General features: G+C 62.0%; 14 protein-coding genes. 4 read left to right on the top strand and 10 right to left on the bottom strand.

The genetic code is table 11. The features are described 5' to 3' along the window. Positions 1-2,406: a cytochrome c3 family protein gene (locus E4T66_RS13730; RefSeq protein WP_136849620.1), complete on the top strand. Its 2,406-nt coding sequence runs from the start codon at positions 1-3 to the stop codon at positions 2,404-2,406. Between the two features lie 3 nt (positions 2,407-2,409). Next, positions 2,410-4,863 carry a tetratricopeptide repeat protein gene (locus E4T66_RS13725; RefSeq protein WP_136849619.1) on the top strand — a complete coding sequence of 818 codons (2,454 nt, stop codon included), beginning with the start codon at positions 2,410-2,412 and terminating at the stop codon, positions 4,861-4,863. Positions 4,864-4,872: 9 nt separating this feature from the next. Here E4T66_RS13725 and E4T66_RS13720 read toward each other — a convergent pair whose 3' ends face one another. After that, on the bottom strand, positions 4,873-6,348 hold the full coding sequence (locus E4T66_RS13720) for an NAD-dependent succinate-semialdehyde dehydrogenase (RefSeq protein ID WP_136849618.1): 1,476 nt from the start codon (positions 6,346-6,348) through the stop codon (positions 4,873-4,875). 189 nt (positions 6,349-6,537) lie between these two features. Between E4T66_RS13720 and E4T66_RS13715 the strand changes: the two genes are divergently transcribed. Next, positions 6,538-8,463 (top strand): pyruvate kinase, encoded by a 1,926-nt coding sequence (locus E4T66_RS13715; RefSeq protein ID WP_136849617.1) that lies wholly within the window; start codon positions 6,538-6,540, stop codon positions 8,461-8,463. A gap of 75 nt (positions 8,464-8,538) precedes the next feature. Here E4T66_RS13715 and E4T66_RS13710 read toward each other — a convergent pair whose 3' ends face one another. From E4T66_RS13710 to E4T66_RS13700, 3 genes are all read right to left on the bottom strand, one after another. Continuing rightward, positions 8,539-9,948, bottom strand: a complete 1,410-nt coding sequence (locus E4T66_RS13710; protein ID WP_136849616.1) for an AcvB/VirJ family lysyl-phosphatidylglycerol hydrolase — start codon at positions 9,946-9,948, stop codon at positions 8,539-8,541. Continuing rightward, positions 9,945-12,536: a bifunctional lysylphosphatidylglycerol flippase/synthetase MprF gene (mprF, locus tag E4T66_RS13705; protein WP_136849615.1), complete on the bottom strand. Its 2,592-nt coding sequence runs from the start codon at positions 12,534-12,536 to the stop codon at positions 9,945-9,947. The genes E4T66_RS13710 and mprF overlap by 4 nt, the downstream gene beginning before the upstream one ends. A gap of 390 nt (positions 12,537-12,926) precedes the next feature. Next, positions 12,927-13,958, bottom strand: a complete 1,032-nt coding sequence (locus tag E4T66_RS13700; protein ID WP_169577619.1) for an AraC family transcriptional regulator — start codon at positions 13,956-13,958, stop codon at positions 12,927-12,929. 190 nt (positions 13,959-14,148) lie between these two features. Between E4T66_RS13700 and E4T66_RS13695 the strand changes: the two genes are divergently transcribed. After that, positions 14,149-15,081 carry a fatty acid desaturase family protein gene (locus tag E4T66_RS13695; RefSeq protein ID WP_136849613.1) on the top strand — a complete coding sequence of 311 codons (933 nt, stop codon included), beginning with the start codon at positions 14,149-14,151 and terminating at the stop codon, positions 15,079-15,081. Between the two features lie 931 nt (positions 15,082-16,012). On the opposite strand, the gene E4T66_RS13690 is transcribed toward E4T66_RS13695, so the two are convergent. From E4T66_RS13690 to E4T66_RS13665, 6 genes are all read right to left on the bottom strand, one after another. Then, a complete protein-coding gene (locus tag E4T66_RS13690) occupies positions 16,013-16,612 on the bottom strand; it encodes a hypothetical protein (RefSeq protein WP_136849612.1) in 600 nt (199 codons plus the stop codon). 484 nt (positions 16,613-17,096) lie between these two features. Then, positions 17,097-17,390, bottom strand: a complete 294-nt coding sequence (locus E4T66_RS13685; protein ID WP_136849611.1) for a hypothetical protein — start codon at positions 17,388-17,390, stop codon at positions 17,097-17,099. A gap of 266 nt (positions 17,391-17,656) precedes the next feature. Next, positions 17,657-17,956 (bottom strand): hypothetical protein, encoded by a 300-nt coding sequence (locus tag E4T66_RS13680; protein ID WP_136849610.1) that lies wholly within the window; start codon positions 17,954-17,956, stop codon positions 17,657-17,659. Positions 17,957-18,383: 427 nt separating this feature from the next. Beyond that, the gene (locus tag E4T66_RS13675; protein ID WP_136849609.1) at positions 18,384-21,497 is read right to left on the bottom strand and encodes a type I restriction endonuclease subunit R; all 3,114 of its coding nucleotides are present in this window, start codon (positions 21,495-21,497) and stop codon (positions 18,384-18,386) included. Further along, the gene (locus E4T66_RS13670; RefSeq protein WP_136849608.1) at positions 21,494-22,756 is read right to left on the bottom strand and encodes a type II toxin-antitoxin system HipA family toxin; all 1,263 of its coding nucleotides are present in this window, start codon (positions 22,754-22,756) and stop codon (positions 21,494-21,496) included. The genes E4T66_RS13675 and E4T66_RS13670 overlap by 4 nt, the downstream gene beginning before the upstream one ends. Continuing rightward, entirely contained in the window at positions 22,756-23,022 is a 267-nt protein-coding gene (locus tag E4T66_RS13665; protein ID WP_211242918.1) for a helix-turn-helix transcriptional regulator, read from the bottom strand. Before E4T66_RS13665 ends, E4T66_RS13670 begins: the two co-directional genes overlap by 1 nt. Positions 23,023-23,107 lie beyond the last annotated feature (85 nt).

Below are 23,107 nucleotides of genomic sequence, written 5' to 3'. Positions count from 1 at the left end.
ATGCGACGCTTAATTTCGATGTTGAGTCTGAAGCGGTTGCGTTGGCTGGCTGCGCTGTTCGGCGGCGGCGCGCTGTTGGCCCTGCTGCTGGGCGCTTCTGCTGGAGGCAGTCCGCCGGCTCCATGGACAAAGTTTGATCACGACCAGACCGGGTTCGAATTGCGCGGGCGGCACCGCACCGTCGACTGCGAGAGTTGTCACGTCAACGGAGTCTTTGTCGGCACGCCGAAGACCTGCGAGTCGTGCCACAACGGCGTTACCGCGCCGGGCAAGTCGTCATCGCATCTGCCGACCACGGACCGTTGTGAATCCTGCCATAGCGACAACTCGTGGCTCAGCGTGCGTCGCATGCAGCACATGGACGTCACCGGCAGTTGTACGAGCTGTCACAACGGCACTCTGGCAATCGGCAAGCCACTGAATCACATTCAGTCGGGCAATGATTGCGAGAGCTGTCACACGACCTCGCTGTGGACCGGGGTTCGCTTCGACCACGCCAATATCACCGGGACCTGCGTCAGCTGTCACGACGGCGGCACGGCGACGGGCAAGGACGCGAAACACATCCTCAGCTCGACCAACTGCTCGGCCTGCCATAGCACGCGTCGCTGGAGTCCAGTGACCCGGGTCGACCATATCGAGCTGAGCGGGACCTGCACCAGCTGTCACAACGGTAGTACGGCAGCCGGCAAGCCGGGCAAGCACGTTGCTACCACCAGCGACTGCAGCATCTGCCATTCGACCATAGCCTGGACGCCGGCCAACTTCGATCACACTGCAGCGACCGGCAACTGCGCCAGCTGCCACAACGGCACCACCGCCACCGGCAAGGACGCCAAACACATTGCCAGCTCCACGCGTTGCGAGGCCTGTCACGGTACGGTCGCATGGTCTCCCGTCACGCGCGTTGACCACATCGAGGTGACCGGCAGCTGTTCCACCTGCCATAACGGCAGTACCGCGACGGGCAAGCCGGCAAATCACATTGCGTCCGGCAACGACTGCGAAAGCTGCCATTCCACCACCACCTGGTCGGGCGCGCGCTTTGATCACAGCAACGTCACCGGCACCTGCACCAGCTGCCACAATGGCAGTACCGCGACCGGCAAGCCGAGCAAGCATGTCGCCACCACCAGCGACTGCAAGGTGTGCCACTCCACGGTGGCGTGGACCCCGGCCAACTTCGATCACGCGAACGCGTCCGGCAACTGTTCGACCTGTCACAACGGCAGCACGGCGACTGGCAAGAATCCGCAGCACATTGCCAGCTCGACTCGATGCGACGCCTGCCACAGCACGGTTGCGTGGACGCCAGTGACGCGAGTCGACCATCTGGAAGTCTCTGGCAGTTGCGTGACATGCCACGATGGGCGTACTGCGACCGGCAAGCCCGGCAATCACATCCCGTCAGGGACAGATTGCGAAAGCTGCCACACGACCAGTAGCTGGGATGGTGCCGTGTTTGATCACAGCAACGTCACAGGCACCTGCTCGAGCTGCCACAACGGCAGCACCGCGACCGGCAAGCCGGGCACGCATGTCGCCACCACCAGCGACTGCAAGGTGTGCCACTCCACGGTAGCGTGGACTCCGGCCAACTTCGATCATGCCAACGCGTCCGGCAACTGTTCGACCTGTCACAACGGCAGCACGGCGACTGGCAAGAATCCGCAGCACATCGCCAGCTCGACTCGATGCGACGCCTGCCACAGCACGACTGCGTGGAGCCCCGTGACGCGAGTTGATCATGTCGAGGTGACAGGTAGTTGCGCGAGTTGTCACGACGGACGTACGGCGACCGGCAAGCCCGGCAATCACATCCCGTCAGGGACAGATTGCGAAAGCTGCCATTCGACCAAGACCTGGTCGGGCGCCGTGTTCGATCATCGCAATGTCACCGGCACTTGCACCAGCTGCCACAACGGCAGTACCGCAACCGGCAAGCCGGGCAATCACATACCGACCACCAGTGACTGCAAGGACTGCCACTCGACGGTGGCATGGATTCCGGCCAGCTTCGATCATTCCGGTGTGACCGGAAACTGTGCCGGCTGTCACAACGGCAGCAAGGCCACCGGCAAGCCGTCGAACCATTTTGTGACGACCGAGGACTGCTCCAGCTGCCATAACACGTCGAACTGGTCGTCGGTCAACTTCAGGCACACCTCGCCGAATTACCCCGGTGATCATCGCGGCAGTCCGCCATGCAGTGCCTGCCATCGAACCAATTCGCAGACAATTCCATGGCCAAATTCGTCTTATGCGCCGGATTGTGCGGGCTGCCACGCCAACGATTTTGATGCCGGAGAGCACGACGGCGAGACGGTCAGCCAGCTGCGTGATTGCGCTGGGTCATGCCACCAGGGTTCCGGCCATCATCGCGTCAGCGATTCCAGCTGGGATTGAGCCATGACCAAGCTGAAATGGTCGGTGGTGACGCTGTGGACCGTGTTGCGGGCCGGGCTGGCGATGGTCGCTGCGACGCTGTCGCTGGATCTGTCTGCTGCCGATGCGACGGATCGTTTGCTGACGCGGGTGGATGCCTATCGACACGACGGGCGCGCCGATATCGTGATCAGCCTGACGCAGGGGCTGCGCTACGTCAGTCACACGCTGGATGCCTCGGGCAATGTGCTGGAAGTGCGCTTGCGCGCGGAAAGCGCAGCCGGCAGCGGGACCGAGGATGGCGCCACGACGCTGCGCTGGGCCGAGTCGAGCGGACCTGACCGGATTCCGCTGGAACTGATCAGTGCCAATCTGAACGGGACGATTCCGTCGGTGATCCTGCGATTTGCGCAGCCGGTCGACGTGCGTGAGGTGACGGCGAATCCGGACGACCGCACATTGACGGTTTCGATCCTGCGACCCAAGGCTGTCGCAGCGCCCACACCGGCGCCGAGCGCACAGGCTGTCGAGCCTCTGCCGCGGGCTGGCATCTTCGTCATCAATCTCACCTCGACCAGCACCGAAACGGTGATTGACCCCAAGCAGCGTACGGCGCTGACGCAGGGCAGGCATCTCTATCAGGTGAAGTCGCGCACCAACGAGGTATTGCGATTCCGTCAGCGATTGGGATTCTTTCCGACCGCGGCCGCTGCGCTGGCCGCGCTGGAGCCGCTCAAACGCGACTATCCCGATGCCTGGGTCAGCGAGATCACGAACGTCGAGCGCGATGCCAGCGTCAATGCCGGGCCGGTGCTCGATCTGTCAGCGGTGATGGTCCGTGCCGACGTCGGCCAGGCGGTAGCGCCGACCGACCTCAATCGCCTGACCGAATTGATGGAGGATGCAAAGTCTGCGGCAACCTCCGGCAATCTGACGCGCGCGGCGACCATCTATGAGCGCGTGTCAGCCTACGCGATCGCGCCGATGCAACAGGACGCGCGCGAACTGCTGGGTGTTGTGCGCGAGAAAGCGGGGCAGCCGGCGCAGGCCAAGGCAGCGTATGAGGCTTATCTGCAGGCGTACCCGAATGGCGACGGTGCAGAGCGTGTGCGCCAGCGTCTGACCGCGCTGGTGGCGCCCCCGATCCGGGTGGACGCCCGAGCTGACCATCCGCTGGCGGAGGGCTCTGCGGCGCAGTGGGACGTGTTCGGCAGTTTCTATCAGTTCTACCGATACGATCAGTTCCAGGTCAACAGCGAAGCGTCGCAGACCACACTGTCGCTGCTGAGTACGGATCTGGACGTCAATGGCCGTCGCCGTTCCGATGCGCTGGATCTGCGCATGCGCCTGTCCGGTCGCTATGACTATGATTTTCTCGACAGTGCGGACAATCAGTTCCGCGCCTCGATGGCGTATATCGATCTGGCCACGCGTGACCAGGTTCACAGCGCCCGTGTCGGTCGGCAGACGCGCACCTCTGGGGGGGCGTTGGGACGTTTCGACGGCTTGTACTACGGCTATCGGACGACCCAGCACAGCCGCGTGAATGTGCTGGCGGGAACGCCGGTGGCGTCGACGGCGGACAGCTTCAGCACGGATCGCGTGCTGTACGGAATGAATGTCGATATCGGGCCGATTGCCGAGCGCTGGAACTTCAACGTCTACGGCGTCAATCAGACAGCCGATTCCAGCGTCGACCGGCGTGCTGTCGGCACCGAATTGCGTTATTTCAATGACGGCGTCTCGCTGTTCGGTCTGTTCGATTACGACGTCTATTTCAGCGAACCCAACATCGCGTATGTGATCGGCAGCGGCAATTTGAGCGATGAGACGACGGTGAGCGTTGTCGCTGACCGACGCCGCAGTCCATTGTTGAGCGTAAGCAACGCGCTGATCGGGCAGACGCAGACCACGCTGTCCGAGATGCGGCAGATGTACTCCGACGCCGAGCTGAAGCAGCTGGCGCTCGACCGCAGCGCGATCAGCACCAGCTACACCGCCAGTCTGTCGCAGGCCATCAGCACCCGGTTCCGCATTTCGGGCGATCTGACTTCTGCGGAACTGACCTCCACACCGGCGTCCGGCGGCGTCGAGGCGATTCCAGGCTCCGGTCCCGATTGGTACTACAACCTGCAATTGATCGGCAGCGACTTCTGGGCCGTCGGCGATCTTGCGATTCTGGGGCTACGCTATACCGACACCACGACCTACCAGGGTATCGCGACCTCGCTGAATTACCGGCGCCGGTTGTTCGATCAGCTGGACATCAATCCGCGCCTTCGGGTTGACCGTCGCAGCACCGATGCCGGCCGCACCCAGTGGATCTACGGGCCGAGCGTACGTGTGGTCTGGACCGGTCGGCGTCCGTGGACGATCGAAGCGGAACTGGCCGCTGAACTCTCCAACGAGAAGTTTCTCGACACGACCGACAAGACCAAGCTGTACTACGGCTATCTCGGCTATCGCTACGACTTCTGAGGCGTGGCCTCAGGTGGGTGTGCCGAGACCGGCGACGAGGACATACTTGATCTCGACATATTCGTCGATGCCGTGGTGTGAGCCTTCGCGTCCGTTGCCGGATTGCTTGACGCCGCCGAACGGCGCCAGCTCGGTGGAGATCAGGCCGGTGTTGAGGCCGACCATGCCGTATTCGAGCGACTCGGAGACCCGGAACGCGCGGCCGAGATCGCGCGTGTAGACATACGAGGCCAGCCCGGCGTCGGTGTTGTTGGCCATCGCGATGACTTCGTCTTCGTGCTCGAAGCGGATCACCGGTGCGACCGGGCCGAAGGTTTCCTCGCGTGTGATCAGGGCGTCCGCCGGCACGTCGACCAACACGGTCGGCTGGAAAAAAGTCTGGCCGAGGGCATCACGTGCGCCGCCGAGCACGATCTTTGCGCCGCGCTGCGTCGCGTCGGCGATATGGCGTTCGACTTTTTCCACTGCCGCCGCATTGATCAGCGGCCCCTGCGTTACGCCGGCTTCGGCGCCATTGCCCAGGCGCAGCGCGCGCGAGGCATCGGTCAGTCTGGCGACGAAGGTGTCGTACACCGCGGACTGCACATAGAAACGATTGGTGCAGACGCAGGTCTGCCCGGCATTGCGGTACTTGGACACCATCGCGCCTTCGACTGCGGCGTCGATATCAGCGTCGTCGAAGACGATGAAGGGTGCATTGCCGCCGAGCTCCAGCGCCACGCGCTTGACCGTATCCGCACATTGCCGCATCAACAGCTTGCCGACTGCGGTCGAGCCGGTGAAGCTCAGAACGCGCACCGCAGGGTGGCTGGTCAGTACGCCGCCAATGGCCTGCGCGTCGCCGGTGACGACGTTGAACACGCCTGGCGGGAAGCCGGCGCGCTGCGCCAGTTCCGCCAGCGCCAGCGCTGACAGCGGGGTTTCCGGGGCCGGTTTGACCACCACGGTGCAGCCGGCCGCCAGCGCCGGTGCGACCTTGCGCGTGATCATCGCGTTGGGGAAGTTCCACGGCGTGATCGCCGCGGCGACGCCGCAGGCCTGGCGCTGCACCAGCATGCGGGCATCGCTGCGGTGACTCGGCAGAATCTCGCCGGCAATGCGCTTGGCTTCTTCGGCGTAGAACTCGACATAGGACGCACCGTAGTCGATCTCGCCGCGCGCCTCGGCCAGCGGCTTGCCCTGTTCAGAGGTCAATAGCAGCGCAAGGTCGTCACGATGCTCGCGCATCAGCTCAAACCAGCGCCGCAGAATCGCACTGCGTTCCTTGGCGGTGCGCCTCGACCAGGGGCCAAAGGCGCGAGACGCCGCGTCTACCGCAGCCCGTGTGTGTTCGCTGCCCAGGTTCGGAACGCGTGCGATCTCATCGCCGGTGGCGGGATTGCGCACGGACAGCTCCGGTGAGCCGACGAAGGCGCCATCAATCAGACATCCGGTCCGCAACAGGCCGGGATCGCTGAGCGCTGGGGGGCGTGCGGTGACGGTCATCAGGGGCTCCAGGCGAATGGCAGTGGGGCGCAGCTTGCTGCGCTGGGGGCGGTTCCAGACGCTCGATTCTACTGATTCATTGACGGGGGTATCGCGGTGCTGTGGCTTCCCTGTCATGGTTTTGCCATCAAGGTTTCACGCAGAATCACTACGGTGAATGGTCCGCTCCGGTTCCGCTTGAGTCGTCCGATGTTCGCTTCATCTGCTGATCGCGCTGCTGTGCTGAATGCGGGTCCGGCCCGTGACGATGCGGCGCTGAGTCTGGAAAATCTGCTCGCATTGCGCCAGCGCGTCGCGGAGTTCGCGGACCATGCGGCTGCCGATCTATCCGGGATCTCACCGCAATACGTCGAGAGCGCGCGCAATCTGTTGCATTACATCGCGCTGCGCCAGCAGGATTTGCGACCGTTGCAGGAACAGCTGGCACAGCAGGGCCTGTCGTCGCTGGGGCGCGCCGAAGCCCACGTTCTGGCGACGCTGGATGCAGTGATTCGTGCAGCGCAGGCGGTGCTTCCGGCCGGCGCGTCCGGAGCCTCGGAGCCGGTGCCGTGCGCGGCAACGGCGCATCGATTCGAGTACGGCGAGCGTCTGTTGCAGCGGCATGCCGAAGATCTCTTCGGCGTGGCGCCGGAGGGCCGCCGGACCCGCATCATGGTGACGATGCCCAGCGAAGCGGCCGATGACGATGCGTTGGTGCTGAATCTTCTGCGCAGCGGCATGGATTGCATGCGGATCAATTGTGCGCACGACGATGCCGACGCGTGGCAACGCATGATCCGGCATCTGCGCCGGGCCGAATCATCCACGCAGAGGCGTTGTCGCGTACTGATGGACCTGGGCGGACCCAAGCTGCGCACCGGATCGATCGAACCGGGGCCAGCGGTCATGCGCGTACGGCCGCAGCGTGACGCATTCGGGCGCGTCATCCGCCCGGCGCGAATCTGGCTGACGGCGTTGGATCGACCGCAGCCGGCGCCGGGTCCTGCGGACGCCGTGTTGCCGATAGCGGCGGACTGGCTGCGTCGCCTGCGGGCCGGAGATCAGATCGAGTTCGACGATGCGCGCGACGCGCATCGTCATTGGCGGGTCGATGACATCGCCGCGGCAGGATGCTGGGTAACCGCGAGCAAGTCCGCGTATCTCGTTCCCGGCTTGCGCCTGCGCCGCAGCAGCGATGGTCCAGTGGCGCACGCCGAGGCGGAGATCGCCGAAGACGCCATTGCGCGTCGCGAACGCCCATTACTGTTGAGGTGCGGTGATCATCTGGTGCTGCACGGGGATGACTCGCCCGGACGACCGGCCCGCCTTGATGGCGAGGGCAACCTGCTTGAACCGGCGACGCTCGGCTGTACCTTGCCCGGGGCCCTGGCGGCGGTGCGTGCCGGCGAGCGCGTCTGGTTTGATGATGGCCGTATCGGCGGGGTGGTGGAGCACGGCGATGGCGATCGAGCCTGGGTTCGTATCACGCAGGCGCCGCCGGACGGCGGCAAGCTGTCGGCGGACAAGGGCATCAATTTTCCCGATACGGCACTGGGAATTCCGGCGCTGACCGACAAGGATTTCGCGGACCTCGAATTTGTCGCCAGGCACGCGGACATGGTGGGCTTGTCGTTCGTCAATCGCGCGGACGATGTGATCCAGCTGCATCAGGCCATCGAACGCCTGGGTCCGGAGCGCCCGGCGATCGTGCTGAAGATCGAGACGCAAACCGGATTCGCGCATCTGCCTGAACTGTTGCTGGCGGCGATGCGCTATGACCGCTGCGGCGTCATGATCGCGCGCGGCGACCTGGCGGTCGAATGCGGCTTCGGTCGTCTGGCTGAAGTCCAGGAGGAGCTGCTGTGGCTGTGCGAGGCGGCACACGTGCCGGTGATCTGGGCGACGCAGGTGCTCGAAAGTCTGGCCAAGCGCGGTATGCGCTCACGCGCCGAAGTCACCGATGCGGCCATGGGCAACCGTGCCGAATGCGTGATGCTGAACAAGGGCCTGCACGTTGCTGATGCTGTGTCCGCACTGGACGAGATCCTCAAGCGCATGCAGGCCCATCAAACCAAGAAGACGCCACGGTTGCGGGCGTTGAAGCTGGCGTCAGCATTTCGCCCGGCGAGGCCATAGCCAGCGGCGTTGAAGGCGGCTTTTGTGGGGCTGCCCAGCGCGCCAGGCGATGCTGTCCGGTGTCTGGCCGGATGTTCAGGCTCCGGCGTGATACGCGAGGATGCGTGACGCCAGCGCAGTGTAGTCGCCGTCGAAGTGATGGCCGCCCTGCAGTTGCTGCACCTGAATCACCGGATTATGTGTCAGCGGGCACGCGCTATCGTGTTCCTCGGTGCCATACAGGCAGAGCGCAGGAATTCGCAGACGCGCCAGTTCCGGATCGGTGGATGGATCGCGCTCCGAGATGTGCCACCAGTTGCCGATATGAAACTCAAACGCTGCGTGTGTCTGCAGTCCCATCAGCACGGTGCTGTCGATCATCTGTGTGGTTGCGGGGGGCAGGCGGTTCAACGCGGCCGGCAATACGTTCGCACCCTGGGAGTAGCCGATGACGATGGCGCGTGTGCGATGCCATTGCTGCGCGTAGCGGTGCAGCAGATGATCCAGATCGCTTGCGATCGAGTCGGGCGTTCTGGCGGTCCAGAAATAGCGCAGGGTGTCCAGGCCAGCGACGGGCACGCCCTGCGCCGCAAGTGCTTCCGCAACACCGCGGTCGAGTCCGGCCCAGCCGCCGTCGCCAGAAAGTAGTAGCGCAAAGCGATCGTCTACGGTCAGGGTGCGGGTGGCGGGCACTTCGGTGACTGGCAGGTCCGGTTCAAGGGTGGCCACCGCGGTGGTGCCGATATCGGGCCAGCCGCTGTGCATCGCATCGAGCAAAGTCTTGCGCCAGGCGGCATCGGAAAATCCGGGATGCGCGGCGGATGGCAGTTCGATCATGCGTGCGCCGGGGACGGCGGCGACAAACTTTTTTGTCGCGGCGGAGGCGGGATCGGTCTGCATTACCGTCCACGCCAGCGCGTCGTCGGCTGGTGGCACCAGGCCCCACTGCGTTCCCTGCGCGACGGTGCGCAGGGCGTTGGCGCTGCATGGCGGATGGTTTCCTTGCAGTTGCGGTTCGAAACCGATCGAGAGCGCACCGGAGAATGTCGTCGGGGGAGCCTGGGCCAGCGTCGCGTAGGCCAGTGCTGCGCCGGCGCCGCGACCCACCAGCAGGGGCGCGTCGTATACCGGACGGTGCAGATACGCCTGAATGAAACGGCTCAGGTTTTCCAGATCACCGTCGGCGAAGTTGCACGGGCTGTCGGCGTCGAGTGCGGAGGTAAGCTGGGCGCTGTCGATGCCGGCGACGTAGGTGCCCGCATCGGCCAGCAGTCGGGCCAGGCGTGTGTCACTGCTGCGCCAGCCGGAAGCGTCCGACAGCAGCAGCACGAATCCCCGATGATCCTGCTGGGGCGAGAAGATCCGGACGGACTTGAGGCGGCCATGATCGAGAACGTCAACGTCGAGGTCCATGCCGATCCGGCTCGTGGCAGCGACCATCACGACGATGATCACCGCAATCAGCGCGAGCATCCGCAACGACAGGCACTGCCGCGCCGTACTCATCGGCGGATCACGCCACGTACGCCACCGCCGATCAGGCTGGCTGTGTCCAGCAGGACGCGGGGCAGGCGCAGGCCGCCGGGGGAAACCAGGTAGCGCGGCTGCCACTGCGGGTCGTACTTGGCCTTGTAGCGCCGCAGGCCGTCGAAGTTGTAGAAGGTCTCGCCCTGCCGATAGATAAAGATGCCGAGCTTGTGCCAGGGTGACGCCAGCGGGTGCGCCTCAAGCCCGGCCAGCGGTGCCACGCCGAGGTTGAACCAGGCATAGCCTTCGGTCTTGCCCCACAGCATCAGTTCGGCGAACAGGAATTCCATCGCGCCTTTGGGCGCGCGCTGGTCGTAGCGCATCAGATCTACCGACAGCTCCTGGCGTTCCTCGGTACACCACAGCGTCGCGAACGCGACAATCTCCCCATTTACGCGGACCACGCCGCAGGGAAACCGCGTGACATAGTCCTGCGTAAATGCGCCGATCGAGAAGCCCTTCTCGGCGCCGCTCTTGTTGCTGAGCCAGCGGTTTGAAACGAGCCGCAGTGCGTTCAGTTGCTCCTGGACCTGCGTGGGCTGCAGCAGCTCGAACTGTGCACCGTCGCGCTGTGCGCGGCGGTGGCTGTGACGGATATCGGCACGACGCGGACCCTCAAGGCTGAAGTCCGCCAGTGCCACACGTGCTTCTTCACCGAGCTTGGCCGGCGACAGTCCTAGGTCCAGATACATTGGCAGCAGTTTGGCGCCAACCTGATAGAACACCGGCCACGCAGCGTGGCGATCACACAGCTCGCGGAAGCGCCACGCCAGCAGATCGAAACGTTGCGGATTGCCTACCGGATCCCCCATCGCGATCCAGCTGCGACCGCTGACCTGGAACATGATGAAGGCGTCGCGCTCGTCACAGAACAGCAGGCGCTTGTCGCCTGTGAAGACGAGATTCGCGGAAGTTTGCGTGCTGCGACGAACGCAGGCCGCAGCGTCTTCGAGATCGCGCGCGTCGGGCAGGCTCAGGCGCGGCCGGGCCGGCGACAACCATAGCCACAGCAGCAATCCTGCTGCGACGGCAACCGCTGTCAGTGCCGCGCGCAGCATGCGTGGCGCGTCGGCGTTCAGGGCAAAGTGCAGCCACAAGGCGTCGTGGTACTGGACGTGGCGGAATGCGAGCAGGCCGATCCAGATGCTGGCCAGCAGGGTGATCGCGATTGCCGCCAGCCAGGGCCCGGAAACGCCGATCGCGCGCAAGGTGGCGTGACGGTCGAAGCGTGGGCGCGCCAGGCGCAGCGCGCTCATGACGGCCAGCAGCAGGCTGGCTTCTTCATAGTCGCCCCCCTTGAGCAGCGACGCTGCAATGCCGGTGGCGAGCAGGACCTGGGTCAGGTAGTAGGCGGCATCGATCCGTTGCAGCAGGCCACGCGCGAGGATCAGCAGTCCCGCTCCTGTCGCGCTGCCGGCCAGATGGGACAGTTCGACCAGCGGCAGCGGAATCAGTCCCATGCGCGAGCCGACGCTGGGCAGGGCGCCGGAGATCAGCAGGACCGTGCCGGCAATGAACACGGCAACGCCCAGTACCTGCGGTGTGACCAGGCCGATCCAGCCGCCAGCCCCGCGGGCCAGACGCCGGACGGTCTTGCCGCGAAGTGCAACTTCCTGCACGACCATCAGCGCCAGTGCCGCTGCGAACGGCAGCAGATAGTAGATCGCCCGATACAGTGCGCAGGCGGCAAGCACGGCACCCGGCGACTGTTGTGGCAGCAGGACCAGCAGGATCGATTCGAAGACCCCGATACCGCCGGGCACGCCACTGGCCAGCGCTGCGACCATGGCGACGACGTACAGACCGGTGAATGCCGGCAGCGACAGGTTCGGGTCCGCCGGCAGCAGGACATAGAACGCGCTGGCGGCGAAGACGATGTCGAGTGCGCCGAGGACAAATTGCAGCACTGTGGTGGTGGCGCCTGGTGTGTTGACGCTCCAGGAGCCGATAGCGAGTGTCCGCTTGCGCCCGGCGATTGCGACATACGCCAGCAGCAGCGCCAGCAGACCCCAGCCGCCGACAGACGCCGTGACGTTGGTGATATGCAACACGCGCGCGGCATCGCCGGCGTCAAGCAGCAGCGACAGGTCCAGTAGCAAGGCCGCACCCATGAAGAAAGTCGCACTGCCGATGGCGACGATGCTGGTGATCTCCAGGGTCGTCAGCCCGACGCTGCCGTACATGCGCAGTCGCATCGCGCCACCCGACAGCGCGGCGAAGCCGACGTTGTGCCCGATGGCATAGGACAGGTACGCCACCCGGGAGACCAGCGAGTACGGCAGCTTTCGCGCGATGGCGCGTAGTGCGATCACGTCATGCAGCGTCAGTACAAAGTAGCTGGCGCCGGTGAGCAGCAGTGCCCATGCGATGGCCTGCGGCGTGACCGCACGCAACTGCGCCGAAAACTGCGATGGATGGAAGTCGCCCAGCTCGCGGTGCAGCATCCACAGCGCCAGTGAAAACAGCAGAATGGTGAGGGCCGCTGCCGGTGCGCCGCCCAGCGGGAATTGCAGCATTTGCCGCCAGCGGCCGAGTGTGCGGGGCGATTCAGACGCGACGTTGCTCATGGCGAAATCAGATGGCCCCGATTCGCCGCGATCGGGTGCAGGCGTGCATACGCCCGCCGCGCCGATGCCCGACGCGTACTGCTGCCGTCAATCACTGCCATGTCTCCTCTGTCGCAGGTCCTGGGGGAAGAACGTGATCGCGACTCCTGCTGGACCTGAAAAGCGCCGCAAAGTTTCACCTGCGGCATCGCTTTTGGTGCGCTCCAAGAGGGACCTGCAAGAGGAAATTGAGCGGCTTGCGTGCATCGGAATCGCATCACCCGTGTCGGCTCGACAACGGGAATCGCAAGCTCTGCCGCGTTGTTTCTGGTTGTGACGCGGGCAGACCACCCTTGCGGCTGATTTCTCTATAGCAGGCCTATGCACCTGCGGGTTTAGAGTCGCGCAGTGCTATGGCAACTGGCGTTGGGTGTTCAGATGCTGCTTCCGATAGGTGGCCGGGGACATGCCGAACCACCGCCTGAATGCCCGGCGAAAGTTGGACGGATGTTCGTATCCGAGATCGTAGGCGATGGCGTCCACAGTCAGGGTCGTTTCCCCCAGTAGGTGCACGGCCAGCGACTTCATGCTCGAGTCAACCATGGCGTGGTAGCTGGTGCCCTCGGCCAACAGTCTGCGATTGAGTGTTCGTGACGAGACGTGAAGCAGTTGTGCGCAGTCTTCCAGCGAAAGAAATGCCGCATGGCCCACCCGAAACAGTGCCTCAACTTTGCCGCGCCATGTCGCTTGTCCGGCAATCTGATCTGCAAGTGTTCGGCATCCCACTTCAGCGCGCTCATGCAGCGCTTCGTTGCGTGTCGGACACGGCATGTTGGCCAGTGCCAGAGGGATCGCGTATTCGCAGAGCGCCGCGTCGGTCCGCGTGACTGCGCAGTGGAAATGCTGCCGGTAAGTCTCCCAGGCCTGTGATGGAGTCAGCGTCAGGAGAAGGGACGCATTTGTGACCTCGTCTTCGACGATGCGCTCCACGATGGTCTGCAGCATTGATGCGAAGGCTTCGATCAGAAAACGACTGACCGGCTCGCTGATGTCATCAACGGTTCCGAAACGGATGATCAGATCGCGATCCGATTGCTCCTGCTGGATGCTCAAAAAAGGGGCGCGTACGGGATGGTACTTGGTGATGATCGACAGGGCTTCGTTGAGCGTTGCCGACGTCATGGCCGCGAGTCCCAGGATGCCATGCGTGGACATCTCGACCTGCTCGCCGACGAGCAGGCCCAGCCCCGGCTGATCTGTAAGTTTCAGGGCGTTTTCGATGATCTGATATTGCTCTGCCCGGGTCAGCTCACGCTTCTCGAATTCGATGTCGGTGGGCGTGACATCCGTGCCTTGCAGTAACGGCTGTACTGCATTGCCTTTAAGTCCCAGGGTTCGCGCCAGAATTCGGGTGTATGTCGTGGCAATTCGGGCTTTGTTCAAGATGCCGGCTCCGACCTCGTCATTCCAGGCACTGTATTCCGAAAAAGGCACGGTTGTCGCTTAATGACACGTTATAGGCGGGTCCGGCGCTGGTCCCGGAGTCGACGCGGCAGGAAGATCTTTCTGCGCGAATCGGTACATCGAACAGAGCCCTGAAGAAGGCAAATCGACTCAATTCTGGAGACCCCTCATGACTGAAGACCTTGGAAAGCCGCTGTCGATACCGGAGTCGAAGCGGGCAGAGTTCAAGCGACTCACTTCGGCGCCCACGCTCTCAATTCCGGTTGTCGGCGTCGTGGCCGGGGGCACCACGGCCGCGGTGGGGCTGATCGTCGCTGCCGTCACTCAAACAATTCCCTTTTGGCTTGCTGCAACGCTGCTGGCGTTCATCTACTACTGGTTTTTCAGCGCAGTCCATGACTCCATCCATGGTGCGGTTGCCAAGAACCGCCGGCTGAATGATGCGCTGGGTCAGCTGGTTATCACCCTGGTCGTTCCCTATGCGAACCTGGGTCTCATGCGCTGGGCGCATATGGAGCACCATCGGTTTACCAATGACGGGACCAAGGATCCGGATTCGTGGAGCCACGGTGCGTGGTACTCGCTTCCATTTCGCTGGTTGCTCATCGATGTCATGTATACGCTGCGTCTGATTCGCAGTGACGCCCCGATCGTGAAGAAAGTCATTCGCGAGCTGATCCCCTATCTGGCGCTGGGTGCTGCCGTGATTGGGGGGCTCATTTCCGCCGGGTATGGCGCCGAGTATTTCTGGCTGTCGTTTCTTCCGTCACGGTTGATGTTCCTGGGAATCGGCTTCACGTTTTTCTGGCTGCCGCATAACCATTGGAACAAAGACAAGATGGACCTACGGCAGTCCGACAACTTCACGCGCGCGACCAGCGTCCGGGAAGGCCGTGAGTGGTTGATGAATCTGTTGCTCCAGTACCAGAACTATCATCTGGTGCACCACATGTGGCCGATGACGCCGTTCTACAACAACGAGCGCGTGTTCCGGTTGCTGGAGCCGGAATTCCGCAAGCGGGATCTGGTGCTGGTGAAGAGCTTCGAGGTGTTTCCGAAGATCGAGTCGCCAGTCCGCCCCGGAAACAAAATGGCCGCATGAAAATTGGGTAATGACATGACTCCCGGAACGCTCTTCCGGGTGTTCCCAATTGACGCGTGATCTGCCGGGTTCACTCGGCCTATACGGGGCAGGAACGGGTTCCACGCTCAGGTTTCTGTGCTCTGTGGCGCGCTGCCTGTGAACCTGGGGGATCAGTCGACGGGCTGTGTCGTGTCGCTCGCGTGCGCTGGAGGGGGAGAGGGGCAGTGTCTAGGTGCACGCTACAGATGTGCGCGCTACAGAATTGATAAAGCCCCGACGGTGCGGGGCTTTATCAAAGAAGGGGTGGTGCGCTTGGACTTGCCTGCGCCTTGGGCGCATCGCGTGCTTCAGCACGCAGCCCCGAAACACACCTCGGCGTGCGTCCGGTTCAGACGGAGTGGATTCGAGGCCGCTGCGGCGGGTATGAAGAAGCCCCGACAGTGCGGGGCTTCTTCACGGAATTGGTAGGCGCGATTGGACTCGCCTGTGCTTCTGGCGCATCGCGTGCTTTGGCACGCAACCCTGCAGCACGTCTCGACGTGCGTCTGATTCAGGCGGAGTTGGTTCGAGTCCCATGCTGCGGACATGAAACAGCCCCGACAGTGCGGGGCTGTTTCACGGAATTGGTAGGCGCGATTGCTCTGCTATAGGGGTCTTATCTCATTGAGTTAAAAGAAAAATGCAACGAGTAAGTTTGTTGGTTACTGCAAAAGTTATGTATCAGGCGCAAAGCGTAGCCAAAGTTCCAGCGATGTCGACCTGAATTCTGCCAAACCCTGCCAGTTGTTTTTCCAAGCTTTCCGACGAGCGGCGAGAACTGGTGCTACTTCGCTTCTGCGAAACGCGCAAATACGAACCTGTTGCTGCCAATCCCGGCTGGTCAGTATCGTGTAGCCAAAGTGGACCAGTTGCCATTTCTCCCGTTTTACCTGCATGGAAACAAGGAGCTTCAATCCGCTCCACCGCGCAATTCCGTAGGTCTACTTATCCTGCGTCCATTTGTTTCTGGATCTAGATCTCCCCCAAACCGCCTTCGACACGACTCTCTCATCATCAGTGCGATCTGATTGGTTCTAGCCTTCGCCACATACTTGTCTAGACACGCCTCATAGGTGTGAGGGCGCTGGAAATACAGCATTGCGCCCAGCGCGACTGCAAGCCCCAAGCAGAGCAGTGCAACGTTCTTTGCAAATTTACTACTAGCCGAAATCCTCACCCATTGCTCAAATTGATTGCGCTTGCTGTCAATATGGTCGAGAAACCAGATATCTGTCGCATTACCCGGTCGTGCGAATTTCGCTGCGACGCCAATTGCCACGACCAGCGCGATGCAGATGATAATGAAATATTCATCTTCGCTCAGCCTATAGCCGACCAGACCGAACTTTGGCATCACCGAATTGACGAAGACCGTAGCTACAAGCCATTCAACCATGCCCACAGAGTAGCCAACTACTGCTCCTACAAATATAAATACGGCTGCGCGTAAGGACTTACGCAAAACTTCTAATATGAGCTGAACTACTCTTGTAGAGAAATCATTTTGCATGGCTTATGGATCTCTTGCGTTGGAGCTAGTTCTTAAGTCGATAGATATGCGCGAGCGGCCTCGCCCTTTCATAGAGAACCCGAGAAGTACATCAAAATACGTGGTTGAGGCCTCAGGAAGGTTCGTCGGTGAGGTGGTTACTACGAGGACATCCTATGCTCCTAGCTGCGCGGGCAGCGACGTCGAGTTCGCGGTGTCATGCATCAGCACTCGGATAGTGTCGTAGCGATCCGGACCGCCTCATCAACGTGCCCAGCATCGTAAGCCTTACACGATCTCTCAATGAAACCGAACTGGCATGCCAATTGCGCTTTGAAACGGCCCTGTTCACCAGATCATTCGATCTCTCCGTTAGCCCCAACAGCTAAAAAGTACGTGGTGGGTCAAACGTCACCTGAAGCCGATTTAATGCAGTTGTAGGCCTCCCTATGACGACGCGAAGTGGTGGCAATGACGTCGGCTGGAAGTGCCTGGTTGGGTGGCATTACTCGCCTATGTGATGCCATTGATTTTCTGCAAGGCTGCAAAGAAACGCATGCACCTCATCAAGGTGCCCATGCGATGCGGCCCACTCAATGTGCTCTTTCAGCCGCAGCATCTTTGGAAGTGCTGGCGTATCCCCCCACGCAGCGAGAATTAGCGGCAATGCCGGCTCCCAGCCCCCACCTTTGCGTAGCTTGTTGGGCAGCAGCTCATAGAGTGCCTGCCATTGCTGAGGCTGTGGGCACACCCGCTGATTCTTCTGTGCTTCGGCCAGCGTAGCTTCCAAGGTAGCCATGCTTTTATGACACCCAACGAGAGTGTAGAAAAAGTCCGGACGTTTCCGAACACCCCTCGGAATCGCTAAAAAGTGCTCGCGTGAGATCGCTCAAAGCACACTCAGAATTTTGAACCGCATTCGACGCAACTGTCGCAGAGAAATTTTTATCGCGGCCATGGGGCGAAACCTTTTTCTACAGCCTCAACGCTTGAGTTCAGCCGACCGCTTTCCGTAGCGAAGCGCAGGCAAGTGGGTCGGTTGGAACGACTGGTTGGGCAAAAGCATTACTCTTTGCTCATGGCACTACCGATGCCAATTATGATCATTGCGGCGATGCCGCCGCCATAATTGAGAATAAGTGGAAACCAATTGCCCCAAGCGAACCCCGCGTAAAGAGGAGCGGCAAGAAAGGTAACTGGGCCGAGAACTAACGCACCGACAATGCCCCAGAAGCCAGCGACCTTAGAAATAATGGCCAAGCACAAGAAGAAGCCCCAGATGCCAGTGCCGAACCAGACGATGTAGCCAATGGTCTTGAAAAATCCACCGATTGCATTTACGCGCTCCCTCCTTCCGTTGCCCAACAGCTAATCACCGGACACTCGTCCGCATATTCATTCTTGGAGCAGGCCATTGGCGAGCTTCGCAACTGATAGAAAACAATGTGCTTGTTCATCGAGCTGTCTGCTAAACAAATTGTTCGTCTGGGCGCCATTTCGAATCCGTCCTTCTCTCGTACTGTAGCTAAGTTTCACTGTCCCGATAGAGGCCGAGCAATCGGTGGCCGATTCGGACGCCTGGGGCTGAATCCGGACGGGCGCGGTGCCGACGGTCTGTCACTAATCAAGGTCAAGGCCAAGCGCCCGCCAGAGCCCTCGACCTAAAGATCGAATTCGTGCCACACCGGCACTTCCGTGTCGACGGCCACGACGTTTCCCTCGACGTGCCGATCTCCCGATAGCAGTCGGACGCTTCTTTCAATGAGTGGCGGAATCCAGCGAAAAGAGATCTTCACTGTGCGGTCCGTTCTCGTAGCGCTTCATACAGCCCGGCCGGCCCCAGCAATACGTCCTTCAGTCCTTCGCGCACCTTCGGTGAATCCAGTGCCTGCTTGCTCATGGTCTGGTGCGCGCCCAGCGCGTCCATGATGGCGTTCAGGATCTCGTTGGCCAAGTCGGGGGAGTTGGCGAATTGCTCTTTGGTATTGCTCCTGGCCTGAGCGGCCAGCACGTCTGATTCCAGCAGCTTCCCCTTGAGCACATTGTTGACGTAGACCAGCTTGTCGTCGTCCGACAGCTCGCCTTCGAACAGCTCATTCAGTTTGGCGATGATCTGGGCGAGGTAGACCTTCTCCGGCTCGCGGACTTCGCCGGCGCCGGCTTCGGTCATAGCTTGCAGCGTTGTGGCCTGACCAGAGTAGAGATCGAGTTTGGTGGCGCCGAGTGATTTCAGCTTGTGATGGGTCAGCACGACTTTCGAAAGATCGACAGTGTCGCGTTCTCTGCCGAACTCCAGTAGCGGCAGCAGGCGCCTGAAGAAGATCGCACGCTTTTCCAGCGACGTGTTTCCGTAGTCGAAGATCTGTGACAGGAAGGCGTAGACGCGGCCGAAGGTGCCGATATCGCGTTTGAACATCGCCAGCGCATTGATCTCGTTCTGTGCTTCCTGCTCGGCGTTGGCGTCCTTGCGTTCTCGTGCCGCGCTCAATGCCCGCTTTGCCGCCGTGTAGGATTTCAGCAGACGGTCAGCGACCGGCTCGATTGCCGCGCTCAATTCCGACTGGCTACCCTTGGGATTCAGCTCGGCCCGGACGACGCGCTCGACCTCGTTGTCATCGTAGTGACCGCTGGCGTCGAGTTTGGCGCGCAGGTCGAAGACGAGATTGGGGTCGGTGACGCCGTCCAGCTCTGCCGTCGTGTGGTAGGTCTTGAACGCCGCCAGAATTTCCTCGGGGTCATTGACGAAGTCGAGGATGTACGTCGTGTCCTTGCCTGGATACGCGCGGTTGAGCCGCGACAGGGTCTGGACGGCCTGGATGCCGGCGAGCCGCTTGTCCACGTACATGCCGCACAGCAGCGGTTGGTCAAAGCCGGTCTGGAATTTATTCGCAACCAGCAGGATCTGATACTCGTCCTGAGCAAACGCCTGCCGGATGTCGCGGCCCTTCAGGTTCGGATTCAGCGACTTTGAGTTTTCGGAGAACGGATCGGGGCCAGACTCCTTGTCATTGACCTCGCCAGAAAACGCGACCAGCGTGCCGATCCGGTAACCCTGGCTCTTGATGTACTTGTCGATCGCGAGCTGCCAGCGCACCGCCTCCTGCCGGCTGCCCACCACCACCATCGCCTTGGCGTAGCCATCGAGCAGCGGCGCCACGTTCTCGCGGAAGTGCTCGACGACGATTTGCACCTTCTGGCTGATGTTGTACGGATGCAGCCGCACCCAGCGCATCAGGCCTTTCATTGCGTCGTCGCGCGCAACCGCCTTGTCGTCCCATTCCTTCCCCTCGCTGGCGAGCTTGAAGGCCAACTTGTAGGGCGTGTAGTTCTTCAGCACGTCGAGGATGAAACCTTCCTCGATCGCCTGCCGCATCGAATAGACGTGGAACGGTGCGGGCAGATTGTCGGGGCCGGCCGGGAGATCGGGCTTCGGCCGCCGGCCGAACAGTTCCAGAGTCTTGGCCTTCGGTGTGGCAGTGAAGGCGACATAGGTGATCCCGGATTCCGCTGCGCGTGCAGTCATCTGTGCTGCCAGGACATCTTCCGTGCTGATCTCGCCGCCGTCGGCCAGTTCCTTCAATTCGTCGGCCGACAGCACCTGCTTGAGCTTGGACGCGGCTTCGCCCGTCTGCGAGCTGTGTGCCTCATCGGCAATCACGGCAAAGCGCTTGCCCTGCGTTGCTGCCAGCTCCTGCACCGCAGCCAATGCATGCGGGAAAGTCTGGATCGTGCAGACCACGATCTTCTTGTTGCCGGACAGAGCCTCGGCGAGCTGGGCGCTCTTCGATCCGCTCTCGTTCTTGATCGTTGCCACCACGCCGGTGGTGCGCTGAAAGTCGAAGATCGCGTCCTGGAGCTGTGAATCGAGCACGTTGCGGTCGCTGACCACCAGCACGGTATCGAACAGCTTGTCGTGCCCGGCGTTATGCAGATCCGCCAGGAAGTGCGCGGTCCACGCAATCGAGTTGGTCTTGCCCGATCCAGCGGAGTGCTGGATCAGATATTTCTGCCCCGGCCCTTCCTCCAGAACCTTTGCCACCAGCGAGCGCGTCGCATCGAGCTGGTGATAGCGCGGAAAGATGATCGCCTTGATCTTCTTCTTGTCGTCGCGTGGCGCGACCAGATAGCGGCCGATGATCTCCAGCCAGCTTGCGCGTGCCCACACCTGTTCCCACAGGTAGGCGGTGCGATGGCCATTGGGGTTCACCGGATTGCCGGCTGCGCCATGGTCCCCCTGATTGAACGGCAGGAACGTCGTCACCGCGCCGGCCAGCTTCGTCGTCATCTTCGCTTCGCTGTTGCTGACGGCGAAATGCACCAGCGCCCCGCGCGGAAAGTCGAGCAGCGGCTCGGCCGCGGACTGGCCCTTGGGGCGTGGGTGACGGTCAAAGCGGTACTGATCGACCGCATCCTCCACGCTCTGCGTGAAATCGGACTTCAGCTCTACCGTCGCAACCGGGATGCCGTTGAGGAACAGCACCAGATCGATGGAGTTCTCGTTGTGCAACGAATACTTCACCTGCCGCACCACGCGCAGGCGATTGGCCTCATAACGCGCGACGATATCCTCATTCATCGCCAGCGCCGGCTTGAACTGCGCCAGTGTCAGTGGTTGCCGCAGCCCCATCATCTCGACGCCATGACGCAGCACGTCCAGCGTGCCGCGGTCGTCGAGCTGCTTGCGGATTCGGTCGAGCAGCACCGCCTCGGTGGCCGCTCCGTGGCTTTTGCTCAGGGCTTCCCAAGCCTGTTGCTGAGAGGCCTGAACCCAGGCGATCACATCCGCCGGAAACAATGCGCGGGCACGGTCATAGTCGGCTGCGTCCTTCTGCGCATACAGCCAACCGTGCGCGGCGAGATGCGCACAGATGTCGTTCTCGAACTCGATTTCCTTGTGCAGGCTCATGCGGCCCCCCCGATCTTGTTTTCGATTCTCTCGCTGTTGCGTTCCAGCGTCGCTGTCAGATGCTGCGCCAGCGGTAACGGTACCTCCAGTGCAGCCATCACCTCATCCTTGTGAGTCAACGCCTTCGCACACAGGTCCCGCGCACGCCGCCGGAGCTGCACGGTATTCAGCCCCAGGCTTTCGCAGAACCGCTGCCAATGGCGTGCCTGTACCCAAGCCGGGCGCCGCTCGCCGCCGATAGCCATCGCCATCCGGTCCGACAGCTCGGACCAATAGCCGGTCGCCAGCAGATCATAAGCAGGCGCCAGACGCAGCCTGCCATCCGCGCCGTAGAGCATGGCCAGATTCTTGGCGTGCGCGTCTGCGTTGCCGATCAGCAGATTGAATAGGGTCCAGTCCACCAGTTGAAGGCGACCGCGTGCGGGCGCTGCGCTGTGCGCGTCGATCAGCTCGAAGCACGTCTTGAAACCCGGCCCGCCATCGACCTCATATTTCTGCGCCGGCAGTACACCCGCGAGCTGGCACAGGTCGAGCTGGTGCAGGCGCTCGATCCGGTCTCTTGCAACGACGCGGTCATAGCGCTCGATCAACAGCACCGGTTCCGGTTCCATCAGGACGGTGACCGCGGCCGCCGGCAGACCCAGTGCTGCGGCCAGGCGCATGCAGAAGGCCTCATTCATCACCGAATCGGGAAACAGCTTCTGCGGGTGCAGGGCAGGTTTCAGGATATGCGTGGACGGTGCATTGCCCTGTGGCAGCCATAACGCGCCTTCCGCGTAGCGCACCGGGATCTTGTCCTGCGCGCCGGCCAATGACAGGCGCAGCTCGGCGTGACCGGCCATCAGTGGAATGTTGTCGCGTAGCCGCGCCAGATCCTCTGCCAGAGTCGCGGGCGGATATTCCCGGTAGTTAGATGTTTTCGATGCCGTGCGTGACACATGTCTGGCTTCGGCTTCCGGCACGATATCGAACGCGCCTGCGCATTCGCGGCCAAAGGCTTCCAGCAGGCGATAGACATTGCCGCGCGGCAGGCGACGCAGCCGGATCAGCGTCTCCAGCACTGCGCCTTCGGGCAGGAGATTGGCGAAGAAGAACAGCACTTCATCGCCGCGCCATGGCGCCTCCCGCAATGCCAGGCGCGGTGAAAGCGGGAATGCGCCGGCGCTTTGCAACCAGTCCGGCGCGTAGCTGAATTCCAGCGCGCCTTCCACGGCACGCAGGCTACCGACCCGGCCCCGACTGTGAATGACTGCGAGCATCAGCGCCTCGGCACTGGCGCCAGGGTCAGGCCCAGCCCCTTCAACACCCGCAGCGCTGAACCCAGCGAGACGCCGGGCCGTCCGTTCTCCAGCGCGATGATGGTGTCGCGTCCCACACCGGACACCAGTGCCAGATCGGCCTGGGTCAGGTTGGCATCCGTGCGTGCTGCACGCACGGTATCCGCCAGCGCCAGCAGGTCAGCGTCATTTCCGCGCTGGGCGTGGCCTCGTGCGATTCTTGAAAAGTTGGTCTTAGGCGACTTCACGGTTCGGCGTTCCCTGAATCCTTGAAAAGTCGGGAACTACCGACTTCCATTGGCGATCAAGGCCTTGTACGCCGAATGTCGGTAA

It is taken from the genome of Sinimarinibacterium arenosum (assembly GCF_005047655.1).
GTDB lineage: Bacteria > Pseudomonadota > Gammaproteobacteria > Nevskiales > Nevskiaceae > Solimonas.
This window is presented reverse-complemented; position numbering and strand designations above follow the sequence as displayed.

Coding starts and splice junctions, on each gene's coding strand:
- E4T66_RS13730 (WP_136849620.1), top strand. CDS start 1: ATGCGACGCTTAATTTCGATGTTGAGTCTGAAGCGGTTGCGTTGGCTG.
- E4T66_RS13725 (WP_136849619.1), top strand. CDS start 2,410: ATGACCAAGCTGAAATGGTCGGTGGTGACGCTGTGGACCGTGTTGCGG.
- E4T66_RS13720 (WP_136849618.1), bottom strand. CDS start 6,348: ATGACCGTCACCGCACGCCCCCCAGCGCTCAGCGATCCCGGCCTGTTG.
- E4T66_RS13715 (WP_136849617.1), top strand. CDS start 6,538: ATGTTCGCTTCATCTGCTGATCGCGCTGCTGTGCTGAATGCGGGTCCG.
- E4T66_RS13710 (WP_136849616.1), bottom strand. CDS start 9,948: ATGAGTACGGCGCGGCAGTGCCTGTCGTTGCGGATGCTCGCGCTGATT.
- mprF (WP_136849615.1), bottom strand. CDS start 12,536: ATGAGCAACGTCGCGTCTGAATCGCCCCGCACACTCGGCCGCTGGCGG.
- E4T66_RS13695 (WP_136849613.1), top strand. CDS start 14,149: ATGACTGAAGACCTTGGAAAGCCGCTGTCGATACCGGAGTCGAAGCGG.
- E4T66_RS13690 (WP_136849612.1), bottom strand. CDS start 16,612: ATGCAAAATGATTTCTCTACAAGAGTAGTTCAGCTCATATTAGAAGTT.
- E4T66_RS13685 (WP_136849611.1), bottom strand. CDS start 17,390: ATGGCTACCTTGGAAGCTACGCTGGCCGAAGCACAGAAGAATCAGCGG.
- E4T66_RS13675 (WP_136849609.1), bottom strand. CDS start 21,497: ATGAGCCTGCACAAGGAAATCGAGTTCGAGAACGACATCTGTGCGCAT.
- E4T66_RS13670 (WP_136849608.1), bottom strand. CDS start 22,756: ATGCTCGCAGTCATTCACAGTCGGGGCCGGGTCGGTAGCCTGCGTGCC.